Raw genomic sequence first — 19,041 nt, forward strand, 5'->3', positions numbered from 1 at the left:
CGTCTCACGCCGCCAGGGTCGGCCGACCGACGTCGCCGACATGGGTGAAATAGCGCATCGCCAGCCGATCGGACAAGCGCGAGGCATCCTGCGCGATCGTATCGAGCAGCTCGGCCAGATCCGGACAATTGCCGCAGGCGGCGCAAGCCTCGGGATCGCGCAGCGCCGAACAGTGCAGATCGAACTGCCGCAAGCGTTCGAGCGCGGCGCGCAGGGCTTGGCATTCGGATTCGCCGCCGGGATGCGGCAATTCGCGCTGCAGGCGGTCGACATAGCGGACGAGGTTCGCCACCTGGAAAATCACCGCGTGCGGGTTGGCGTCGTCGAAGACGATCAGGTCGATCGCCGGCAGGAGTTCGGGCTGCGCCATGTAGCGCGAGCGGTAGGTGATGATGCTGTCGGCGAGTTCGAGCAGCCACTCGAGACAGCCCGGTTGACGCGCCGAATCGAGGCGCAGGAAGGCGGCGATGGCATTGGCCAGAAAGACCAGGCGTTCGAGCCGCCGGCCGATGATCAGGAAACGCCAGCCGTCGTCGCGCGTCATGTCGTCCATGGCGAACCCGGCCAGCGCCGACGATGCCAGTAGCATCTGGTCGATGAAGGACATCGCCTCGCCGAGCGAAGGCTTTGCCTTGGCATACGCCTGCAGCTGGTGCTGGAGGCGATTCAAGGCATGCCAGTTGTCGAGCGAAAACCGTTCGCGCACCTGCGCGCCGACCCAGAGCAGGCGGCGGATGTCGCCGGCCAGGCCGTCGCCCCACTCGGGCGCGCACAGCGCCGTCAGCAACTGCGTCTCGATCTCGCGCCGGCCCGGCGTCTTGCCCGCCACCGCCGGCAGCAGCTGCAGCACCCGCCCGGTCTCGTAGGCCGAGCGCAGCGCGGCGAGATCCTCGTCGGCGCTCGCATCGACGAGCCGCGACAAGCCGGCGCGCAGCAGCCGCGCCATGTCCTCGCAGCGTTCGGCATAGCGGCCGAACCAGAACAGGTTCTCGACGACGCGCGACGACAGGTTGCTGCCGCTGCGCACAAGATCGGCGCGGCCGATCGGCGGCTTGATCAGGCTGAAGGCGCCAGCCGGTTCGTCGCTGAGCACCCAGGCGTCCTTGCTCGACCCGCCGCGCTGCATCGAGATGAAGCGCGTCTGCGTCGCCGAGGTGACGCGCGTCAATCCGCCCGGCATCACCCGGTAGCCCTGCGGCGTCGCCGCCACATAGACGCGCAGCGCGATGCCGCGCGGAATCAGCCGACGCTCATGCGGCGCGCTCCACGACGGCGCCTGCGAGAAGCGCACCAGTTCCTGCGCGACATAGGCCGTCGGCCGCGCCTTGAGGCGTTCGATCATCTCGGCGCGGGCAGCGCCGCGCAACTCGCTACCGAACACCGGTTCCAGCCGCTGCGAGGGATAGGCGCCCTTGATGACGAGCCGGTCGAGGTGTTCGATGACGAACTCCAGCGCCGTCGGCTCGCCGCACCACCAGGTGCCGACCGAGGGCATCGCCAGCGACTCGCCGAGCAGCTTCTCGCAGATGCCGGGCAGAAATCCCGGCAAGGCCGCCGATTCGAGCACGCCGCTGCCAAGCGCGTTGGCGACCAGCACGGTGCCGGCGCGCGCCGCCTGCAACAGCCCCGGCACGCCGAGCGCCGAATCGCCGCGCAGTTCGAGCGGATCGCAGAAATCGTCGTCGAGCCGGCGCAGGATCGCATGCACGCGCCGCAAGCCGGTCAGCGTCTTCAGATAGACGCGGTCGTCGCGCACCGTCAGATCCTGGCCTTCGACGAGCGGATAACCGAGATAGCGCGCCAGATAGGCGTGCTCGAAATAGGTCTCGTTGTAGGGGCCGGGCGTCAGCAGCACGACCAGCGGGGCGCCGCCGTCCTCGTCCTTGCTCGCCCAGTGCGCCAGCCCTTCCTGCAGGGCGGCGAAGAAGCCGGCGAGATGACGAACGCCGAGTTCGCGGAATTTTTCCGGAAAGAGACGCGAAACGATCAGGCGGTTCTCCAGCGCGTAACCGGCGCCCGAAGGCGCTTGCGTGCGGTCGGCGATCACCCACCACTGGCCGTCGGGCGAACGCGCCAGATCGGCAGCATACAGATGCAGCCAGATGTCATCGGGCGGACGCATCCCCTGGCACGGCCAGAGGAAGCCATTGTGACCATAGACGAGCGCCGCCGGCAGGTTGCCGTCGCGGAGCAGGCGTTGTTCACCATAGAGATCGCCGAGCAAGGCATTGAAGAGCCGCGCACGCTGCGTCACCGCCGCCGCGATGCCGCTCCACTCCTGCTGCGACAGGATCAGCGGCAGCGGATCGAGCTCCCAGGGCCGGTCGGCGCCCTTGGGATCGGCATAAACGTTGTACGTGACCCCGTTTTCCAGAATGCGGCGGCGGACGAAATCGCGCTGATGGCGCATCTGTGCCGGCGTCGCGCTGTCGAGATGGTCGAAGAAGGCCTTCCATGACGGACGCAACTGACCGTTCTCGGCGAGCATCTCGTCGAAACGGTCGGTCTGGCGCGGATAATTCGCGAGCAGGGAGCGCGGCATGGAAGAGCGTCGGGGAAGCTTATGGGCGGCGCAAGTCTAGCGTAAACGGGAAACTGGCGTTATGCACCGGTTCTGCCGCCTCGATGCGTCCCGGCGTATGGCCGAGCACCGTGAAGCGCGCCAGACGGCGTCCTTCGGCCTCATAGGCATTGACCGGATACCGCTCGAAATTGCGGCCGCCCGGATGCGCGACATGGTAACGGCATCCGCCGAGCGAACGCCGCGTCCAGGTATCGACGAGATCGAAACTCAGCGGCGCCTGCACACCGATCGTCGGATGCAGGCAGGACGCCGGCTGCCAGGCGCGGTAACGCACGCCGGCGACGAATTCGCCGACGCTGCCGGTCGCCTGCAGAGGTACGGGCACACCGTTGCAGGTCAGCACATAGCGATCGCTGGCCATGCCGATGGCTTTGACCTGGACGCGTTCGACCGAGGAATCGACATAGCGCACGGTGCCGCCGATGGCGCCCTCCTCGCCCATCACATGCCAGGGTTCGAGCGCATGGCGCACTTCGATCTCCATGCCCTGCACGGCGAAACCGCCATGACGCGGGAAGCGGAACTCGAAATGCGGCGCGAACCAGTCGGGATGGAAGGCGTAGCCGGCATCGTTGAGCTCGAAGATGACGTCATTGAAATCCTGCTGCACGAAATGCGGCAGCATGAAGCGGTCATGCAGTTCGGTACCCCAGCGCACCAGCCGGGACGGCGCATACGGCGTCTTCCAGAAGCGCGCAATCAGCGCCCGCAACAGCAACTGCTGCGCCAGCGACATGCGCGCGTGCGGCGGCATCTCGAAGGCGCGCATTTCCAGGAGGCCGAGCCGGCCGCTGGCGCTGTCGGGCGAATAGAGCTTGTCGATGCAGAACTCGGCGCGGTGCGTGTTGCCGGTGGCATCGACGAGCAGATGACGCAGCAGCCGGTCGATCAGCCACGGCGGCACCTCGGTCCCGACCGGCGGCAACTGCCGGAAGGCGATTTCCAGTTCATAGACCGCGTCGTTGCGCGCCTCGTCGATGCGCGGCGCCTGGCTGGTCGGGCCGATGAACAGGCCCGAGAAGAGATAGGACAAGGACGGATGGTTATGCCAGTAGGAAATCAGGCTGCGCAGCAGATCGGGCCGGCGCAGGAAAGGCGAGTCGAGCGGCGTCGCGGCGCCGAGGACAAAGTGATTGCCGCCGCCGGTGCCGGTGTGGCGCCCGTCGAGCATGAACTTCTCGGTCGACAGCCGCGACAGGCGCGCCGCCTCGTACAGATGCGTGCTGCGCTCGACGAGTTCGGCCCAGTCGGCGCATGGCTGGATATTGACTTCGATGACGCCGGGATCGGGCGTAACGCTGAATTTCTCCAAGCGGGCGTCGCGCGGCGGCTCGTAGCCTTCGAGGATCACCGGCGCGCACAGTGCCTGCGCGGTCGCCTCGACGGCAGCGACGAGTTCCAGATAGTCCTCGAGACAGGAGGTCGGTGGCATGAACACATAGAGCACGCCATTGCGTGCCTGCGCCGACATCGCCGTGCGCGTGATCCAGGCGGCCGATTCGTGCTGCTGCGGCCAACGCTCGAACGCCGCCGCGCCGGCCGTCGCGAACAGGCCGCTGGCGCCCCTGCCATCGATATCGAGCGGCAACGCACCTTCCGCCAGCGCGCGCTCGTCGAGCGTCGTGCGGATCTCATGATAGGCGCGTAACGGCGGCACTGCCTGCGTCGGATCGGGCGCATTGACATAGGGATAATCGGCGCGAGCGACCCAGGGCTGCGAATCGAGCGGCAGGCGGTAACCGACCGGCGAATCGCCGGGAATCAGGTAACAGCGCTCGGTCCGCAGGAACCACGGCCCGGTCTGCCAGCGGCCGCGCACGAAACTGCGCGCGATCGGCAGCACATACCCGACGACGGCGTCGAGTCCCAACGTAAACACCCGCGCCAGGCGCTCGCGTTCGAGCGGATCGTCGAGCCGCGCATCGAAAGGATCGACGTTCACCGGCAAGCGCCGCTCGCGCCACAGATAGTAGAAGGCGTCCTCATAGGCCGGAAACATGTACTGACCGTCAAGATCGAGCCGCTCGGCAACACCTTGCAGGAAGCGCCCGGCGAGATCGGCGTCGGCACCGTAATCCTGCGTCTCGTCGGCGATCAGCGCATCATTCTTCCAGATCGGTTCGCCGTCCTTGCGCCAGAAACAATTGAGCGCCCAGCGCGGCAACTGCTCGCCCGGGTACCACTTGCCCTGGCCGAAATGCGCCAGCCCCTGCCCCTGCGGCGCGTATTTCTCGCGCAGGCGGCGGAAGAGATCGGCGGCACGCTGGCGCTTGGTCGGACCGAGCGCCTCGGTATTCCACTCTGCGCCGTCAGGATCGTCGATCGAGATGAAGGTCGGCTCGCCGCCCATCGTCAGGCGCACGTCGCCGGCGGCGAGATCGGCATCGATGCGCTGCCCGAGCCCCTCGATGGCGGCCCATTGCGCGTCGGAATAAGGCTTGGTCACCCGCGGCGTCTCGGCGATCCGCTCGACCGACATGGTGTGGGAGAACTCGCATTCGCACGCGTCGGAAAAGCCGCTGATCGGCGCCGCCGACGACGGCTCCGGCGAACACGCGATTGGAATGTGTCCCTCACCGGCGAACAAGCCGGAGGTCGGGTCGAGGCCGATCCAGCCGGCACCAGGCAGGTAGACCTCGCACCAGGCATGCAGGTCGGTGAAATCGCGTTCGGCCCCCGACGGCCCGTCGAGTGACTTGACGTCGGGAACGAGCTGGATCAGGTAACCGGAGACGAAGCGCGCGGCCAGGCCGAGATGGCGCAGCACCTGCACCAGCAGCCAGGCCGAATCGCGGCAGGAGCCCGACGCCTTGACCAGCGTCTCGCCCGGCGTCTGCACGCCCGGCTCCATGCGAATCACGTAACCGATGGCGCGCTGCACGCGCTGGTTGAGCGACACGAGAAAATCGACGCTCGCCTGCGGCGTGCGCGGGATGCCATCGACGAAGGCCTGAAAGAGCGGCGTCGCCGGTAGTTTTTCGAGAAACGGCAGCAATTCGTGACGCAATTCCGGCGCGTAGGCGAACGGAAACGTGTCGGCGCCCGGCTCAAGAAAGAAATCGAAGGGATTGATCACCGACAACTCGGCGACAAGATCGACTTCGACCTTGAACTCCCGCGTCTTCTCGGGGAAGACGAGACGGGCGAGGTAGTTCGACTGCGGGTCCTGCTGCCAGTTGATGAAATGCTGTTCGGGCGTCACCTTCAGCGCATAACTGAGGATCGGCGTGCGCGCATGCGGCGCAGGACGCAGGCGCACGACCTGCGGCGACAAGCCGACCAGACGATCGTAACGATAATGCGTGACGTGGTTGAGGGCGACGTGGATCGACACGATGGGGCTCCGCGCATTGAGAACGAATGCATACGAGCAAGAGCCGGGCCAAGGACCGCCGAACCGGCCGCGAGCCCCCGTCGCCGCAGGTCGGCCACGCGAAAACGATTGCCCCCGCACCATGACCGTGCAGGCGCTTCGCCGGCACGCACCAAAGGGGGAGAGGCGCATCTCCACGCAAATCTGCAGCCCGTGCATCCCCGCGTGTCAGCGCGTGTCAGCTGTCCGGAAGAGCGTTCGCCACCGGCGCCGTCAGACCGGCCGTCTCGACGCGCATCGCGCCGACACCCCGGCGGCGTCCCGAAAACCGGCAGCGCATAAGACCCGTGTCATGTTTTACATTTTTTCCATTTTTGACAAAAACGCGACAAGCGCGCAAAAAGCACATTCACTTCAAATGACCATTCTTGCAATCAAGACAATTCCACCACTCCACATTGCAAATATTCGCCAAATAGTGTGACTTAGTTGGCACACATAAGCGGATAACTGATCAATACTGGATGAATTGGCGACGCACGCTCGGCCCCCCCTAATTGCCGATAATTCAGCCGTGCGTCGCCCTTTTTTTGTCTGCATAGAGCGGAAATGAGACAAAAACATCACTCGAACACCGCTGTCCGTCACGCCGCATTTCACCCGGCAACACTCGTCGCGATCGCCGTACTCTCGAACGGGTGCGCTTCGGTCAATCTGGCCGACCGCGCTTACGATGCCGCATCCTTCCAGTTCGTCCGGCAAGCGAACGAACGCCCCCTGGACCCGGACCGCTATTTCGCCCACGAATACGCCTACATCAACACCCGGCGGGGCGACGCCACGATCGGCTCCCGCCCCTCGCATTTGCTCGGCCTGACGATGTCCGGCGGCGGCATCCGTTCAGCCGCGTTTCATCAGGGACTGCTCGCCGGACTGCATTCCGCCCGACCGCAAGCGCGTACCTTGCTGGAACAGGTCGATTACATCTCGTCGGTCAGCGGCGGCAGCTGGGCCAACGGTTTTTACTGGAGCAACGGCGCCGATGACGATCATGTATTCCACTGCCTCGACGCTTTCGCTGCCACGGGAACGTCGGCGCCCGGATGCACCGGCCCGCTCGCCGGCTTGCGCGACCGACAGGCGCTTCACTGGCTGCCGATCAACGAGGACGGCAAGATCGAGGAGCGCAAACTGATGTGGGAAGAAGACATCGTGGAATCGTATCTTGGCGACTGCAACTTCGTCTTCGGCGAAAGCGAACTCAGCCGACTCCAGAGCGAATGCGCCAGAAAAAGCCTTCGACGTCCCTACCCGATCTTCAACTCGACGCATTCGGCGTCCGGCGAGGCCTCGAGCCGCGAACAATTTCCGTTCGAGAGCACACCGGACCACCAGGGCACGCTGATCGACGACGAAGCCCCGGGCTTCTTCCTGCGTTCCGGGGACGCTCGTTTCCTGTGGCAGTACATCAATTGGCAACGTTCGATTTTCGGCGGAGAGAAAGACATTCCCGGATCGACCCTCTCCTTGATGCTGGCGCATTCTTCCGGCGTCGTCGGCGCCGGCGTCCCCTTCCTGCTGCAATATGACTTTCGCCTGCGCTTTCGCGAGGACAACGGGCGCCAGGCGGCCATCGAGGGCTTGCGCCCGGTTTATCACCTGACCGATGGCGGCAAATCGGACAATCTCGGGCTGCTGCCTTTGCTCGAACGCGGTGTCGAGACCATCGTCGTATCCCAGATCGGCAAGGAAAAGCGCCACGCGACCGCCCGGGCGCAGGGCGATTTCGACGATCTGATTCTCGCCGCCCGTCAGGCCGAGAAGTTGCTGGGCTGCACCTTCCGCTCGGATTGGCATCGCACGGGGCTGGCGCCAGTCATCAGCACCGGCTATCGCTGCCCGCATGCGCGGGGTCGGCTTGTCCTGATTCGCCCGACGCTCGAAAATGTCGCCGCCTTCATGGCCCGACTGCAACGCAGCCATCCGGCACTCCATGAGGAAGTCGTGACGATCGATGCCGACACCGACGAGGACGATCGCTTCCCCGAAACGCCAACCTTCCGGATGCACTATCCGCCGGCCTTGATCCGCGCGTATTACCTGCTGGGACGCCACCTCGCCGAGACGGCCGTGGCTGACGCACTCCGCGAGCCGGAGATGGTCACACTCAAGCGCTAGATTGCGCGGCACCCGCGCCGGAGCGGCCGCAAGCCGCGCGGCAACGGACTGAAAGACGCCAGGCACTTCGCCCGCCACCGCCGCGCACGCCTCCTGTCGCACGCCTCGCGACTGGCATATTCATTGCATGCGTTATGTCGCGTAACGTAATAACGGTATCATTCCCTTTCTTCTCCCCTTCTGGAGCGCTTGCCGACATGAGCCCGCCGACCGCCAAGACAAATCCCTACGCTGCCGCCCTCTCGCGCGGGCGTCGCTGGGACCACCTCGAACTGCTCGAACGTATCGATGCCACGGGTTCGATCTCGACCGCCGCCACCGACATGGGCATGAGCTACAAGGCCGCCTGGCAGGCCGTCGAGTGCATGAACAATCTGTCGGAGCACCCGGTCGTCGAACGCCAGACCGGCGGTCGCAAGGGCGGCGGCACGACGCTGACCCCCTATGGCCGTCGCATCATCGTCGCCTACCGCCGCCTCGAAAAGGAACGCGAGCGCGTCCTCGCCGCACTCGGCCAGATCATGGACGATTTTGAACAGTATTACGCCCTCATCCGGAGATTCGACATGAAGACCAGCGCACGCAATCAGTTCCTCGGACGCATCAAAACGCTCCAACGTGGTGCGATCAATTCCGAGGTCGTCCTTGACATCGGCGGCGGCGATACGCTTGCCGCGGTCATCACCAACGACAGTGTTGACCATCTCGGCCTGACGCCCGGCCTCGAAGCCTACGGACTGGTCAAGGCGCCGTGGGTCATCGTCACCACGGACGAGACGGTCAAGACCAGCGCCCGCAACCGTCTCTGCGGTACCGTCGTGCGCTGCCAGGAAGGCGCGGTCAACGGTGAAGTCGTCATCGAACTTCCCGGCGGCAAGCTCGTCGTCGCCACGCTGACCAACGAAAGCATCCACGAACTCGGCCTCGCCGAAGGCGTGCGCGCCTGCGCGCTGATCAAGGCCTCGCACGTCATCCTCGCCATCCCTTCCTAACGCTGAAAGTACCGTCATGCTCAGACTATCGTCGATCATCCTCGCTCTCCTTGCTTCTTCATCGCTACTCGCTGACGAAATCCAGCTTGCCGTCGCCGCCAACTTCACCGCGCCGATGCAAAAGATCGCCGCCGATTTCGAGAAGGAAAGCGGCCACAAGGTCCTGCTGGTCGCTGGCGCGACCGGCAAGTTCTACGCCCAGATTAGGAACGGCGCCCCCTTCGAGATCCTGCTCGCTGCCGACGACGAGACGCCGCAGAAGCTCGAAAAGGAAGGATTCGCCGTTTCCGGCAGCCGTTTCACCTATGCAATTGGCAAACTCGTGCTGTGGTCGGCCAAGCCGGGCCTCGTCGATGACAAAGGCGAGATTCTCCGGCGCGGCGATTTCCGTCACCTGTCACTGGCCAATCCGAAGCTGGCGCCCTACGGCCTGGCGGCAACCGAAACACTGGCCGCGCTGAAGCTCGCCGATGCGCTGCAGGCAAAGATCGTCCTCGCCGAAAACATCACGCAGGCGCAGCAGTTCATCGCCACCGGCAACGCCGAACTCGGCTTCGTCGCGCTCTCGCAGGTCACCAAGGACGGCAAACTCACCGACGGCTCGGCCTGGATCGTTCCGGCCGCACTCTACTCGCCGATCCGCCAGGACGCCGTGCTGCTCGACAAGGGTCGCGGCAAACCGGCCGCCGAAGCCCTGCTCAAGTACCTGAAGGGCGACAAGGCGCGCGCCGTGATCCTCTCCTACGGCTACGCGCTCTGAGGCCAGACACCGGGATCGCAACGACGATGAAGACCGGCCTATGCACTTGCCATGTCGACGCCGCCGCCGCGGCGATCGACGTCGGAACACCGAACGGCGTCATCGGGCGACATGCTATCCTTCGTTGCCTGTCCTGCCGCCCGATGTCGCGGTAAGATTCGCGCCATGCTGACCGCCGACCTCAACGCCATTGTCCTGACCCTGCAGCTCGCCGGGCTGAGCACGCTGCTTCTCCTGCTGCTGGCGACGCCGCTCGCCTGGTGGCTGGCGCGCACGCACAGTCCGTTCAAGGGCGTCATCGGCGCCACCGTGACGCTGCCACTGATCCTGCCGCCGACGGTGCTCGGCTTCTACCTGCTTGTCCTGCTCGGACCGAATGGTCCCGGCGGCTGGCTGACCGAATCGCTCGGGCTGGGTCTGCTGCCCTTCACCTTTCCCGGTCTGGTCGTCGCCTCGATGATCTATTCTCTGCCCTTCGTCGTGCAGCCGCTGCAACAGGCGTTCGCGGCAATCGGACCGCGCCCGCTCGAAGCCGCCGCAACGCTGCGCGCGACGCCGCTCGACGCCTTCTTCAGCGTCGTCGTGCCGCTGGCCCGGCCCGGCTTTGTCACCGCCGCCATCCTCGGCTTCGCCCACACGATCGGTGAGTTCGGCGTCGTGCTGATGATCGGCGGCAATATTCCGGGCAAGACGCAGGTGCTGTCGATGGCCATCTACAACCACGTCGAGGCCATGGAATATGCCAATGCGCATACCCTGGCCGGCGGCATGCTCGCCTTCTCCTTCCTCATTCTGCTGCTTCTCAACCGCATGCAGCGGAGGCCGGACGCATGAGCCTCGACATCCGCCTCCGACTCGACTATCCCGGCTTCGCGCTCGACCTCGATCTGGCGCTGCCCGGGCGTGGCGTGACAGCGCTGTTCGGCCACTCGGGCTCGGGCAAAACCACCTGTCTGCGCGCCATCGCCGGCCTCGAACCGGCCGTCCGTGGCCGCGTCGTCATCAACGGCAACTGCTGGCAGGATGATGCCCAAGGCATCTTCACGCCGACGCACCGACGTCCGCTCGGCTATGTTTTCCAGGACGCGGCGCTCTTCCCGCACCTGTCGGTGCGCGACAACCTCGACTACGGCCGGCGTCGCATCGCTGCCGGCGAACGGCAGATCGCAGCGGAAACCGTCATCGAACTGCTCGGCATCGGCGGCCTGCTCGACCGGCGTCCGGCCCGGCTCTCGGGCGGCGAAAAGAGCCGCGTCGCAATGGCGCGCGCGCTGCTGACGCGGCCGCGCCTGCTGCTCATGGACGAACCACTGGCGGCGCTCGACCACGATCGCAAGCAGGAGATCCTGCCCTACCTCGAACGTCTGCACGACGAGCTCGAAATCCCGATTCTCTACGTCAGCCACGCACCCGACGAGGTCGCCCGTCTCGCCGACCATCTCGTCGTCATGGACGCCGGCAAGGCGCTGGCCGCCGGTCCGCTCGGCGAGACGCTGGCGCGCATCGACCTGCCGATCCGCCTCGGCGAGGATACCGGCGTCGTCATCGACGCCGTCATCGACGCCCGCGACGAACCCTGGCTGCTCGCCCGCGCCGCCTTCCCCGGCGGCTTTCTCTGGGCGCGCGACGGCGGCCATGCGCTCGGCCAGCATGTGCGGGTACGCGTGCTCGCCCGTGACGTCAGCATTGCCCATGACGCGCCGACGCGCACCAGCATCCAGAACGCATTACCGGCGACCGTCGTCGCCCTCGGCGACGACGCGCATCCGGCGCTGACGCTGGTACGCCTCGACGTCGGCCAAACCCCGCTGATCGCGCGCCTGACGCGCCGCTCGGCCCACCAGCTCGGGCTCTGCCCGGGCATGAACGTCTGGGCGCAGGTCAAGGCCGTCGCCCTGATCGGATAAATAGCCATGAATGCCACCATCGACACGGCGACGGACGAAGACCTCGAACCGATGGCCGACCTGCTCGCCGAACTCTTCACGCTCGAAAGCGATTTCCAGCCCGACCGCGACAAGCAACTCGCCGGACTGTACACGATCCTCGACAACCCGGCCGTCGGCCAGCTCTTCGTGCTGCGCATCGACGGACAGGTCGCCGGCATGGCCAACGCGCTATTTACCGTCAGCACCGCCGAAGGCTGCCGCGTCGTCCTGCTCGAAGACGTCGTCATTCACGCCACCTGGCGCGGACGCGGTTTCGGCCGTCGTATCGTCGAGCACGTGCTGGACTGGGCGGCGGCCGCCGGCCTGCCACGCATCACGCTGCTCGCCGACAAGGATAACCGCACGGCGCTCTCCTTCTACGAACACCTGGGCTTCGAATATTCGGCGATGCGCGTGCTGCGCAAAACCTTGCCGCGCGGCGCGTAAGCCCTCTCAATCACCTTCCGGTGTGCAAAGCGCACACCCTTGATGGCTGCCTGGAAGACCCAGGAGACATTCCATTCACATATCCTGTGGTTCACCTGGCGCGTGCCCCTGAGCGTCGGCGCGCCCGCCCCGATGATCCGATCGAGCCGGTTGCTCGCGCACGAGGCATCCGATCGGGATTCTCCCGCGCGCCCCCTGCCGAACGCCTTCAGGAATTCATCCCGAAGACCGGGCATACCTTCATCGAACGGCGAGTGCCTGGCACTCGTCGATCCTGACCACGGCAACGAGATCATGACGCCGCCGATCTAACGCGCGGCTCCCGATCGCGTGCAAGACGGAACTGTTCCCGATCTCGCGTTACTGAAGCACCGTCATCCCGATGCGACAAGATAAAACATCTCAACCGCAGTCGCTGACACCCAAAAAATCGGCCAATTTTCGACCAAACCCGCATCTCGCTGCCGCGGGAAAAAATCATGAAACGCTGTAATCACAACATTACCGGGGGAAAACATCATGTGCAGACTGACCGACAAATACCTCCGAGCCGTCAACAAGATCGGCCCGGAATATCTGGACAACTACATTGCCACGCGCACAGATAAAAAAACGCAATTTGTACCGGTGCAAACGCCTCCGCCACGCTGGTCGAGAGCCAAAGGCGCCATGACTGACGGCACCGGATCGCATCACGGCAGCCCCGCCACGGTGAACGCAACTCGCGACAGCTTTGTCTCCCAGTTCGTCACCGACATGAAAAATGACTTTGGCAAACAGCTTGCGCTCGAGTGCATCAATCGTCATCACACGGACCCCTCCAAACCGCTGAGCGCGCGCCAGGTCAAACAGATCATCGAAGAAGCCCAAACAAGAACGAAGGAGAGTGCCAATATTCCCCCCCCCCTCCGGAAGAATCCCCCTACCCGACGAAGAATGACCAGGCCATTCAGGACTTCTTCAATAGCGACGAATTCCGCGCCCTCATCACCGAACCGGACGGTTCGCCGATCATGCACCAACTCGGATCAAGCATTGGACCAAAGGAATTCATGCGACTCACCGCCGGCTATTTTGCTTGGGCTGGAGCGCTCGACCACCAGCCCACCGGGAAAGACATGACCCGGATCGCCGAACTGAAGCCCCTGTTGAAACTGATTACGGACGGGTGCAGGGCCATGCCTGAATACGCCCGGGGCAATCTGTCCAAGGAGAACATTCTTCGGGCCACGACAAATGCGATGGTGTCATTTTGCACATCGCTCAATCTTCGGAAGGTAGCGAACATCGGCGCCACCCACGCCGAACGGACGCCAAATCAGATAAAAAACGACCGGGCCATTCAGGATCACATGAGGCGCACGGAATTTATCCTGGAAATCCATCCGTGGATGTCGCCTGCGATGAACGACCTTCGATTGACATATACAAAAAAGGAATTCGAGAATTTGATCAGCAACTATCTGAATTGGTTTGAGAAAATCGACGATTCATGCGAAGGAATGCACATCAGGGTCCCCCAAATACGCGGCTTCAGGCCACTGTTGGAACTGATTGAGAGCCGGTGTAAATCCATGACCCAATATACCCATGGCGCCATGTCCAAAGATGACATCATCGGAGCGGTCAGAGATGCCCTGATATTTTATTGCCATATGCTCAACCGTCAGAGCGCTGGCGAGAAAAATCGCAAAGCCCCTGAACGCGAGACGTGGACAAGCCCAACAGGCAGCGTCATGACCGCGCTCTCGGATCTGAAAAAATCCCTCTCCGAGCAACTGTCTCCAAGCGAGGCGACAAGACATTCCGAAAAAATTCGCCTTCTCACCAATGCACTCACGACGCTCGGCGATGACCAGGCGAGCATTTCAAGGCTGGAAGAACTCGCGCACGCGACGATCAAATCTCCCCACGATTTATCGAAACCATTCCTGAAAAGCGCCGCACATCTCTTTCTCAAAGTCGTCACCCAAAATGTCTGGATCGAGCTTGACGATATTCCGGTCGAAAAAATGCGTTCCTTCGCAGAGAATCTGGAAGGCGATTTTTATGAGCACCTGTTCCGCACACGAGAAGCCATTTTGGCCAAGCTCGGCAAGGAGACCGATCTGACGGATGTCCAGAAAATTCAGATACAGAGTGCGCTTGAGCATGCCGAAAACGTCTCTCCTTCATTTTTTCCTCTGCTGTCATCGATTCGCACTCAAATCTCCTTTCTCGCAAACCAGGAAAAATTGCAGGGCCCCTTGGCTTTCGACGTCATGGCGACCATTTCAGAATCCGTGGCTCAACATGCGCCTCTGCTCGCGAACTACGACCACTATCTCGCCACAATGCTGAATATCGGCGTCGCAGGCTTGTCGCCATCGGCAGCTCAGGCGCTCCTTGAACGCCTGAGCTCGGCTGACACGGGAATCAGGCAAAGGGTCGACACAGCCAATGATCCGCACGTAAGGAAAACCTGCGACGCACTCCTTGCTGCGCTTCAGAAACGCAGCAACGACGCTGACGGCATATTCCAGTATGCGTTCCAAAACGCCCTGAACAATGAACCCGCCCATGTCGCCCCTGAGCGGATCGAAGCTAACGCCCCCGTGGTCTCGCCCGGCTTCGTCGATGTGCTGACACATTCAGAAACCAGGCTGATCTTACCGAACGGAAAACAGATCTCGTTCACGTCCCGAAAACGCCCGGAGTTCCTGGACGCGAGCATTCACTCCAATCTCCAAGCCGCACTGGCGCTTGAACTTAGCGATCGTGACCGGAACTTTCTTCTTGCGCGGCTGACCGACAGCCTGGCGTCCATGGACAAGATCGTCATGGCCACCTGTGTCAGGACATTTTTCGATCACGACACATCCGGAACGCTCCGCCTTCCGGACGAAACGGTGCTGACGGAAATATATGGCACGCTCGGATTCGAGTCAGGCGAAGCAAGGATTGTTTCCTCCGACGACACGGGAATCCGTTTCACCTACCGATGCGCCCTGAAAGGAATTATCCAGGCCGAAGACCAGGACAATCATTCGCACTGGCTCGACCCGAACCGCAGTCGTCTGTTGGTTGAAGCCGATCTGACGCTGTCTGCAACAGGAGAGATCACGCTTGACAAACCGCCGTCATGCAAGGCGGACTTTGCCGTCATCGGCGATGATCGATGGCCGCAAGCAGCCCGCTATCCGAAGCCAAGCGCTTCAAATTTCATTGAAGTGAAACCGGAAACAAGGATGTTGATGCTCGGCGACCTTCGCGCTTTCGCCGAAAGACATGACAATCGAGAAGCCCTCGGCGTCATACAAGTACTCGAGCACATTCACGCGTTTTCGATGGAATCCAACCCGGCAATACTATTAAAGCGCGCCACCGACATTTATAACAATTTCATTAAACACATCAGCCCTGTCTTCCTCAAGAGCAACTCGGCAACGGCCGACGTCCTCGAAAAGCTGTACCCCCATCTCGATAACGAAGAGATCAACCGGAACAACCTGTCCTTGTCCCTTTCCGACATATCCGGCGCGCTGGAAAAATTTATCGCTCACTTGAACGGAATCATCGTTCCAAACCGCGACACCTTGTCGCTGCTCAATCGGGTCGTCGACCTCAAGAATCGGCTTTCATCAAGCGACGAAGCCACTATCCGCAGAAAACTGGAAGATCTGGTCGGACGACTTAAGGCCAGCGACGGACCCCAACCGCAGTACCAGTATCAAGTGGAAACCGCGATCGCCGAATTGACCCGGGCCTTGGTTATTGAGCCGCTGCCACCGCTCAGTCCATCCCTTTTCAACGCACTGGCGAGGGAACTCGTCCGACGCCTGGAAGACGACTTCCTGCCAGCGTTCGTTGAAGAGATCACTGCGCAATCCACGTAAACACCCCAGCAACGATCCCAGGGCAGCGGCCGGTAACGCCGCCGCCCCGGTCCTTCCCGCAAAGCGCCTCGGCGCTCGCACACAGAGAGCCAGCAAGCCCCACAACAGCGACACCGTAGTGTTACACCCGGACCAACAAGTAAAATCCTGCCGAACATCGTCAATGATCACAAAACGAGAACGCCCCGTCATCGGCGGCGCTTGCAATCTCAATCCGTCCCGCCGTACGGCACAACCGTTGACATTACGTTAACTATTTAACAAAATGAAAACATGACTACACCCTCCCCTGACCACGATTACGTCCTCGCCCAACTCCGCCATATCGCGCATGGACTCGGCGAAACGCTGGCGCCATTCTGCGAAGTCGTCGTGCATGACCTCACCCAGCAGGACCATGCCATCGTCGCCATCCACAACAATCTCTCGGGCCGGGACATCGGCGACCCGATGACCGAACTCGGCGGCCAGCGCGTCTCACATCCGGAGACGCCCGAGGTCATCGCCAACTACCCGAACCGCTTTCCCGACGGGCGCCAGGCCAAGAGTACCTCGATCGGCATCCGCGACCGCAAGGGCCGTTACATCGCGGCGCTGTGCCTCAACGTCGACCTCACCGTCTTCCAGAACCTGCAGAACGTCCTCAACCGCTTCGGCATGACGGCTGCAACGGCCGAGGTCAGCGAGTCGCTGGCACCGGTCGGTTCGCAGGCGCTACTCGACCACATCGACGCTTTCGCCGCGCGCCGCTCGACGACGCCGCGCGCGCTCAAGGCCGACGAGCGCCGCGCGCTCCTGCGCGAACTCAAGGACAACGGCCTGCTCGAAATGCGTCGTGCCATCGATACCGTAGCCCAGCACCTTGGCATTTCACGCACGACGCTCTACCTCGACACGCGCAAACTCACCCCCTGAACCGCCCGCCGAACAGGACATTCCATGCCTAAAAATACTCAACTGCTGCTCCTCGACACGCGTCAGGTCGCCGCCCTGCTCAATTACCACATGGTCATTGACGCCGTCGCCGACGCCTTCAAACTGCACAGTGGCGGCGCCGGACGCATCTTCCCGGTCGTGCGCGAAGGACTGGGTAACGGCGCCGTCTTCGGCATCAAGTCGGGCGACATCGACAGTCGCAGCGTCCTCGGTTTCAAGGCGGCCGGTTTCTGGCAGCAGAACCGCACGCTCGGCGCCGAACCACACCAGGCGACGATCCTGCTCATCGACCCCGAAAGCGGCCGACCGCACTGCGTCATCGACGGCAACATCGTCACCACGCTGCGCACCGGCGCCGCCGGCGCCCTCGGACTAGGCCTGTTCGCGCGTCCCGACAGCCGCGTGCTCTGCGTCTTTGGCAGCGGCGTACAGGCGCAGATTCAGACGCGTTTCGCGCTGCGCGCCGTGCCGACCTTGCGCCACGTCATTCATGTCAGCCGCGACGGACGCCCGGCGCCTGACTTCGAAGCAGCGCTGGCTGCCGACCTGGAGACCGCCGGCGCCACGCTGGCGCACACCGCCGACGCCGATGCCGCTGTTGCCGCCAGTGACATCGTCATCACAGCCACGCCCGGCCGCAAGGCGCTGTTTCATGCCGAAGCGGTCCGTCCCGGCACGCACATCAACGCCGTCGGCGCCGACACGCAGGGCAAGCGCGAACTGCCCGACGGACTGCTCGCTCGCGCCCGGATCTTCGTCGACGACCCCATCCAGGCCCGTCAGATCGGCGAATGCCAGTGGGCGCCCGAACTCGCCATCACCGCCATCGGCGATCTGCTCGCCGGCACGACAAGCTTCACCCGCCAGGCCGAGGACATCACCGTCTTCGACATGACCGGCATCGCGCTGCAAGACCTGACCGTCGCCCACCTGCTGTTGCGGGAAGCCAAGGCGACGGGCGCCGGCACGCGCGTCGACTGGCCCTGGTAAAGACCATCAGACACCCTCAAACGCCAATCCGCGAAAGGAAGACGACCATGCTACCCCTGCCGACCTATGAAGACGTACTTGCCGCGGCACGCCGCCTCGACGGCCACGCCCACCGCACGCCGGTGATGACCTCGCGCACGATGAACAGCGAAACCGACGCGCAGATCTTCTTCAAGTGCGAGAACCTGCAGCGCATGGGCGCCTTCAAGTTCCGCGGCGCCTTCAACGCGCTGTCGAAGTTCGACGCGCGCCAGCGCCAGGCCGGTGTTGTCACCTACTCCTCGGGCAACCACGCCCAGGCGATCGCGCTCTCGGGCGCCCTGCTCGACATCCCGGCGACGATCATCATGCCGAACGACGCCCCGGCGGCGAAGATGGCGGCGACGCGCGGCTACGGCGGCAAGGTCGTCACCTACGACCGCTACACCGAGGACCGCGAGAAAATCGGCAACGATCTCGCGCAACAATACGGCCTGACGCTGATCCCGCCCTACGACCATCCGGATGTCATCAGCGGTCAGGGAACCGCGGCGAAGGAACTGATCGATGAGGTCGGCCCACTCGACGCGCTCTTCGTCCCGCTTGGCGGCGGCGGCCTGCTCTCGGGTTCGATTCTGTCAGCCCGGGCGCTGTCGCCGGCCTGCAAGATCTACGGCGTCGAGCCGGAAGCGGGCAACGACGGCCAGCAATCGCTCCGCAGCGGCGCCATCGTGCACATCGAGACACCGAAGACGATCGCCGACGGCGCGCAGACGCAGCACCTCGGCGCCCACACTTTCGAGATCATCCGCCGCGAGGTCGATGACATCGTCACCGCCTCCGACGCGCAACTCGTCGACACCATGCGCTTCTTTGCCGAACGCATGAAGCTGATCGTCGAACCGACCGGCTGCCTGGGCGCCGCCGCGGCACGAGCGATGGCCGGAGAACTCCGCGGCAAGCGCGTCGGCGTCATCCTCAGCGGCGGCAACGTCGACATCGACCGCCTGTGCGCGCTGTTCGGCGCCTGATCCGCAACCTCTTGCCAACGAAGACAAC

The 19,041-nt window shown here is 63.5% G+C and carries 14 protein-coding genes; 12 read left to right on the plus strand and 2 right to left on the minus strand.

All coding sequences use genetic code 11. The features are described from left to right. Positions 1 to 4: 4 nt before the first annotated feature. A complete protein-coding gene (locus BLR25_RS06505; RefSeq protein WP_091935612.1) occupies positions 5 to 2,542 on the minus strand; it encodes a circularly permuted type 2 ATP-grasp protein in 2,538 nt (845 codons plus the stop codon). 19 nt (positions 2,543 to 2,561) lie between these two features. After that, positions 2,562 to 5,918 carry a transglutaminase family protein gene (locus tag BLR25_RS06510; protein WP_091935615.1) on the minus strand — a complete coding sequence of 1,119 codons (3,357 nt, stop codon included), beginning with the start codon at positions 5,916 to 5,918 and terminating at the stop codon, positions 2,562 to 2,564. A gap of 588 nt (positions 5,919 to 6,506) precedes the next feature. Between BLR25_RS06510 and BLR25_RS06515 the strand changes: the two genes are divergently transcribed. From BLR25_RS06515 to BLR25_RS06565, 12 genes are all read left to right on the plus strand, one after another. Then, a complete protein-coding gene (locus tag BLR25_RS06515; protein ID WP_091935619.1) occupies positions 6,507 to 8,075 on the plus strand; it encodes a patatin-like phospholipase domain-containing protein in 1,569 nt (522 codons plus the stop codon). 197 nt (positions 8,076 to 8,272) lie between these two features. Beyond that, complete coding sequence (locus BLR25_RS06520; RefSeq protein ID WP_091935622.1) at positions 8,273 to 9,067, plus strand: TOBE domain-containing protein; 795 nt, start codon at positions 8,273 to 8,275, stop codon at positions 9,065 to 9,067. A gap of 16 nt (positions 9,068 to 9,083) precedes the next feature. Beyond that, positions 9,084 to 9,827, plus strand: a complete 744-nt coding sequence (gene modA / locus BLR25_RS06525) for a molybdate ABC transporter substrate-binding protein (protein ID WP_091935625.1) — start codon at positions 9,084 to 9,086, stop codon at positions 9,825 to 9,827. A gap of 165 nt (positions 9,828 to 9,992) precedes the next feature. Further along, positions 9,993 to 10,661 (plus strand): molybdate ABC transporter permease subunit, encoded by a 669-nt coding sequence (gene modB, locus BLR25_RS06530; RefSeq protein WP_091935629.1) that lies wholly within the window; start codon positions 9,993 to 9,995, stop codon positions 10,659 to 10,661. After that, complete coding sequence (gene modC, locus BLR25_RS06535) at positions 10,658 to 11,734, plus strand: molybdenum ABC transporter ATP-binding protein (protein ID WP_091935632.1); 1,077 nt, start codon at positions 10,658 to 10,660, stop codon at positions 11,732 to 11,734. Before modB ends, modC begins: the two co-directional genes overlap by 4 nt. A gap of 6 nt (positions 11,735 to 11,740) precedes the next feature. Beyond that, entirely contained in the window at positions 11,741 to 12,202 is a 462-nt protein-coding gene (locus tag BLR25_RS06540) for a GNAT family N-acetyltransferase (RefSeq protein ID WP_091935636.1), read from the plus strand. Positions 12,203 to 12,244: 42 nt separating this feature from the next. Next, entirely contained in the window at positions 12,245 to 12,514 is a 270-nt protein-coding gene (locus tag BLR25_RS21515; RefSeq protein ID WP_143009782.1) for a hypothetical protein, read from the plus strand. A 207-nt stretch (positions 12,515 to 12,721) separates the two neighbouring features. Continuing rightward, the gene (locus BLR25_RS20905) at positions 12,722 to 13,324 is read left to right on the plus strand and encodes a hypothetical protein (RefSeq protein ID WP_143009783.1); all 603 of its coding nucleotides are present in this window, start codon (positions 12,722 to 12,724) and stop codon (positions 13,322 to 13,324) included. Beyond that, positions 13,255 to 16,077 (plus strand): hypothetical protein, encoded by a 2,823-nt coding sequence (locus BLR25_RS06550; protein WP_091935642.1) that lies wholly within the window; start codon positions 13,255 to 13,257, stop codon positions 16,075 to 16,077. Before BLR25_RS20905 ends, BLR25_RS06550 begins: the two co-directional genes overlap by 70 nt. Before the next feature lie 273 nt (positions 16,078 to 16,350). Beyond that, complete coding sequence (locus BLR25_RS06555; RefSeq protein ID WP_091935645.1) at positions 16,351 to 16,992, plus strand: helix-turn-helix transcriptional regulator; 642 nt, start codon at positions 16,351 to 16,353, stop codon at positions 16,990 to 16,992. A 24-nt stretch (positions 16,993 to 17,016) separates the two neighbouring features. Beyond that, a complete protein-coding gene (locus BLR25_RS06560) occupies positions 17,017 to 18,003 on the plus strand; it encodes an ornithine cyclodeaminase family protein (protein WP_091935648.1) in 987 nt (328 codons plus the stop codon). Positions 18,004 to 18,050: 47 nt separating this feature from the next. Beyond that, positions 18,051 to 19,013, plus strand: a complete 963-nt coding sequence (locus BLR25_RS06565; protein WP_091935651.1) for a threo-3-hydroxy-L-aspartate ammonia-lyase — start codon at positions 18,051 to 18,053, stop codon at positions 19,011 to 19,013. Positions 19,014 to 19,041 lie beyond the last annotated feature (28 nt).

The sequence above is a fragment of the Propionivibrio dicarboxylicus genome (assembly GCF_900099695.1).
Lineage (GTDB): Bacteria > Pseudomonadota > Gammaproteobacteria > Burkholderiales > Rhodocyclaceae > Propionivibrio > Propionivibrio dicarboxylicus.

Coding starts and splice junctions, on each gene's coding strand:
- BLR25_RS06505 (WP_091935612.1), bottom strand. CDS start 2,542: ATGCCGCGCTCCCTGCTCGCGAATTATCCGCGCCAGACCGACCGTTTC.
- BLR25_RS06515 (WP_091935619.1), top strand. CDS start 6,507: ATGAGACAAAAACATCACTCGAACACCGCTGTCCGTCACGCCGCATTT.
- BLR25_RS06520 (WP_091935622.1), top strand. CDS start 8,273: ATGAGCCCGCCGACCGCCAAGACAAATCCCTACGCTGCCGCCCTCTCG.
- modA (WP_091935625.1), top strand. CDS start 9,084: ATGCTCAGACTATCGTCGATCATCCTCGCTCTCCTTGCTTCTTCATCG.
- modB (WP_091935629.1), top strand. CDS start 9,993: ATGCTGACCGCCGACCTCAACGCCATTGTCCTGACCCTGCAGCTCGCC.
- modC (WP_091935632.1), top strand. CDS start 10,658: ATGAGCCTCGACATCCGCCTCCGACTCGACTATCCCGGCTTCGCGCTC.
- BLR25_RS06540 (WP_091935636.1), top strand. CDS start 11,741: ATGAATGCCACCATCGACACGGCGACGGACGAAGACCTCGAACCGATG.
- BLR25_RS21515 (WP_143009782.1), top strand. CDS start 12,245: ATGGCTGCCTGGAAGACCCAGGAGACATTCCATTCACATATCCTGTGG.
- BLR25_RS20905 (WP_143009783.1), top strand. CDS start 12,722: ATGTGCAGACTGACCGACAAATACCTCCGAGCCGTCAACAAGATCGGC.
- BLR25_RS06550 (WP_091935642.1), top strand. CDS start 13,255: ATGCGACTCACCGCCGGCTATTTTGCTTGGGCTGGAGCGCTCGACCAC.
- BLR25_RS06555 (WP_091935645.1), top strand. CDS start 16,351: ATGACTACACCCTCCCCTGACCACGATTACGTCCTCGCCCAACTCCGC.
- BLR25_RS06560 (WP_091935648.1), top strand. CDS start 17,017: ATGCCTAAAAATACTCAACTGCTGCTCCTCGACACGCGTCAGGTCGCC.
- BLR25_RS06565 (WP_091935651.1), top strand. CDS start 18,051: ATGCTACCCCTGCCGACCTATGAAGACGTACTTGCCGCGGCACGCCGC.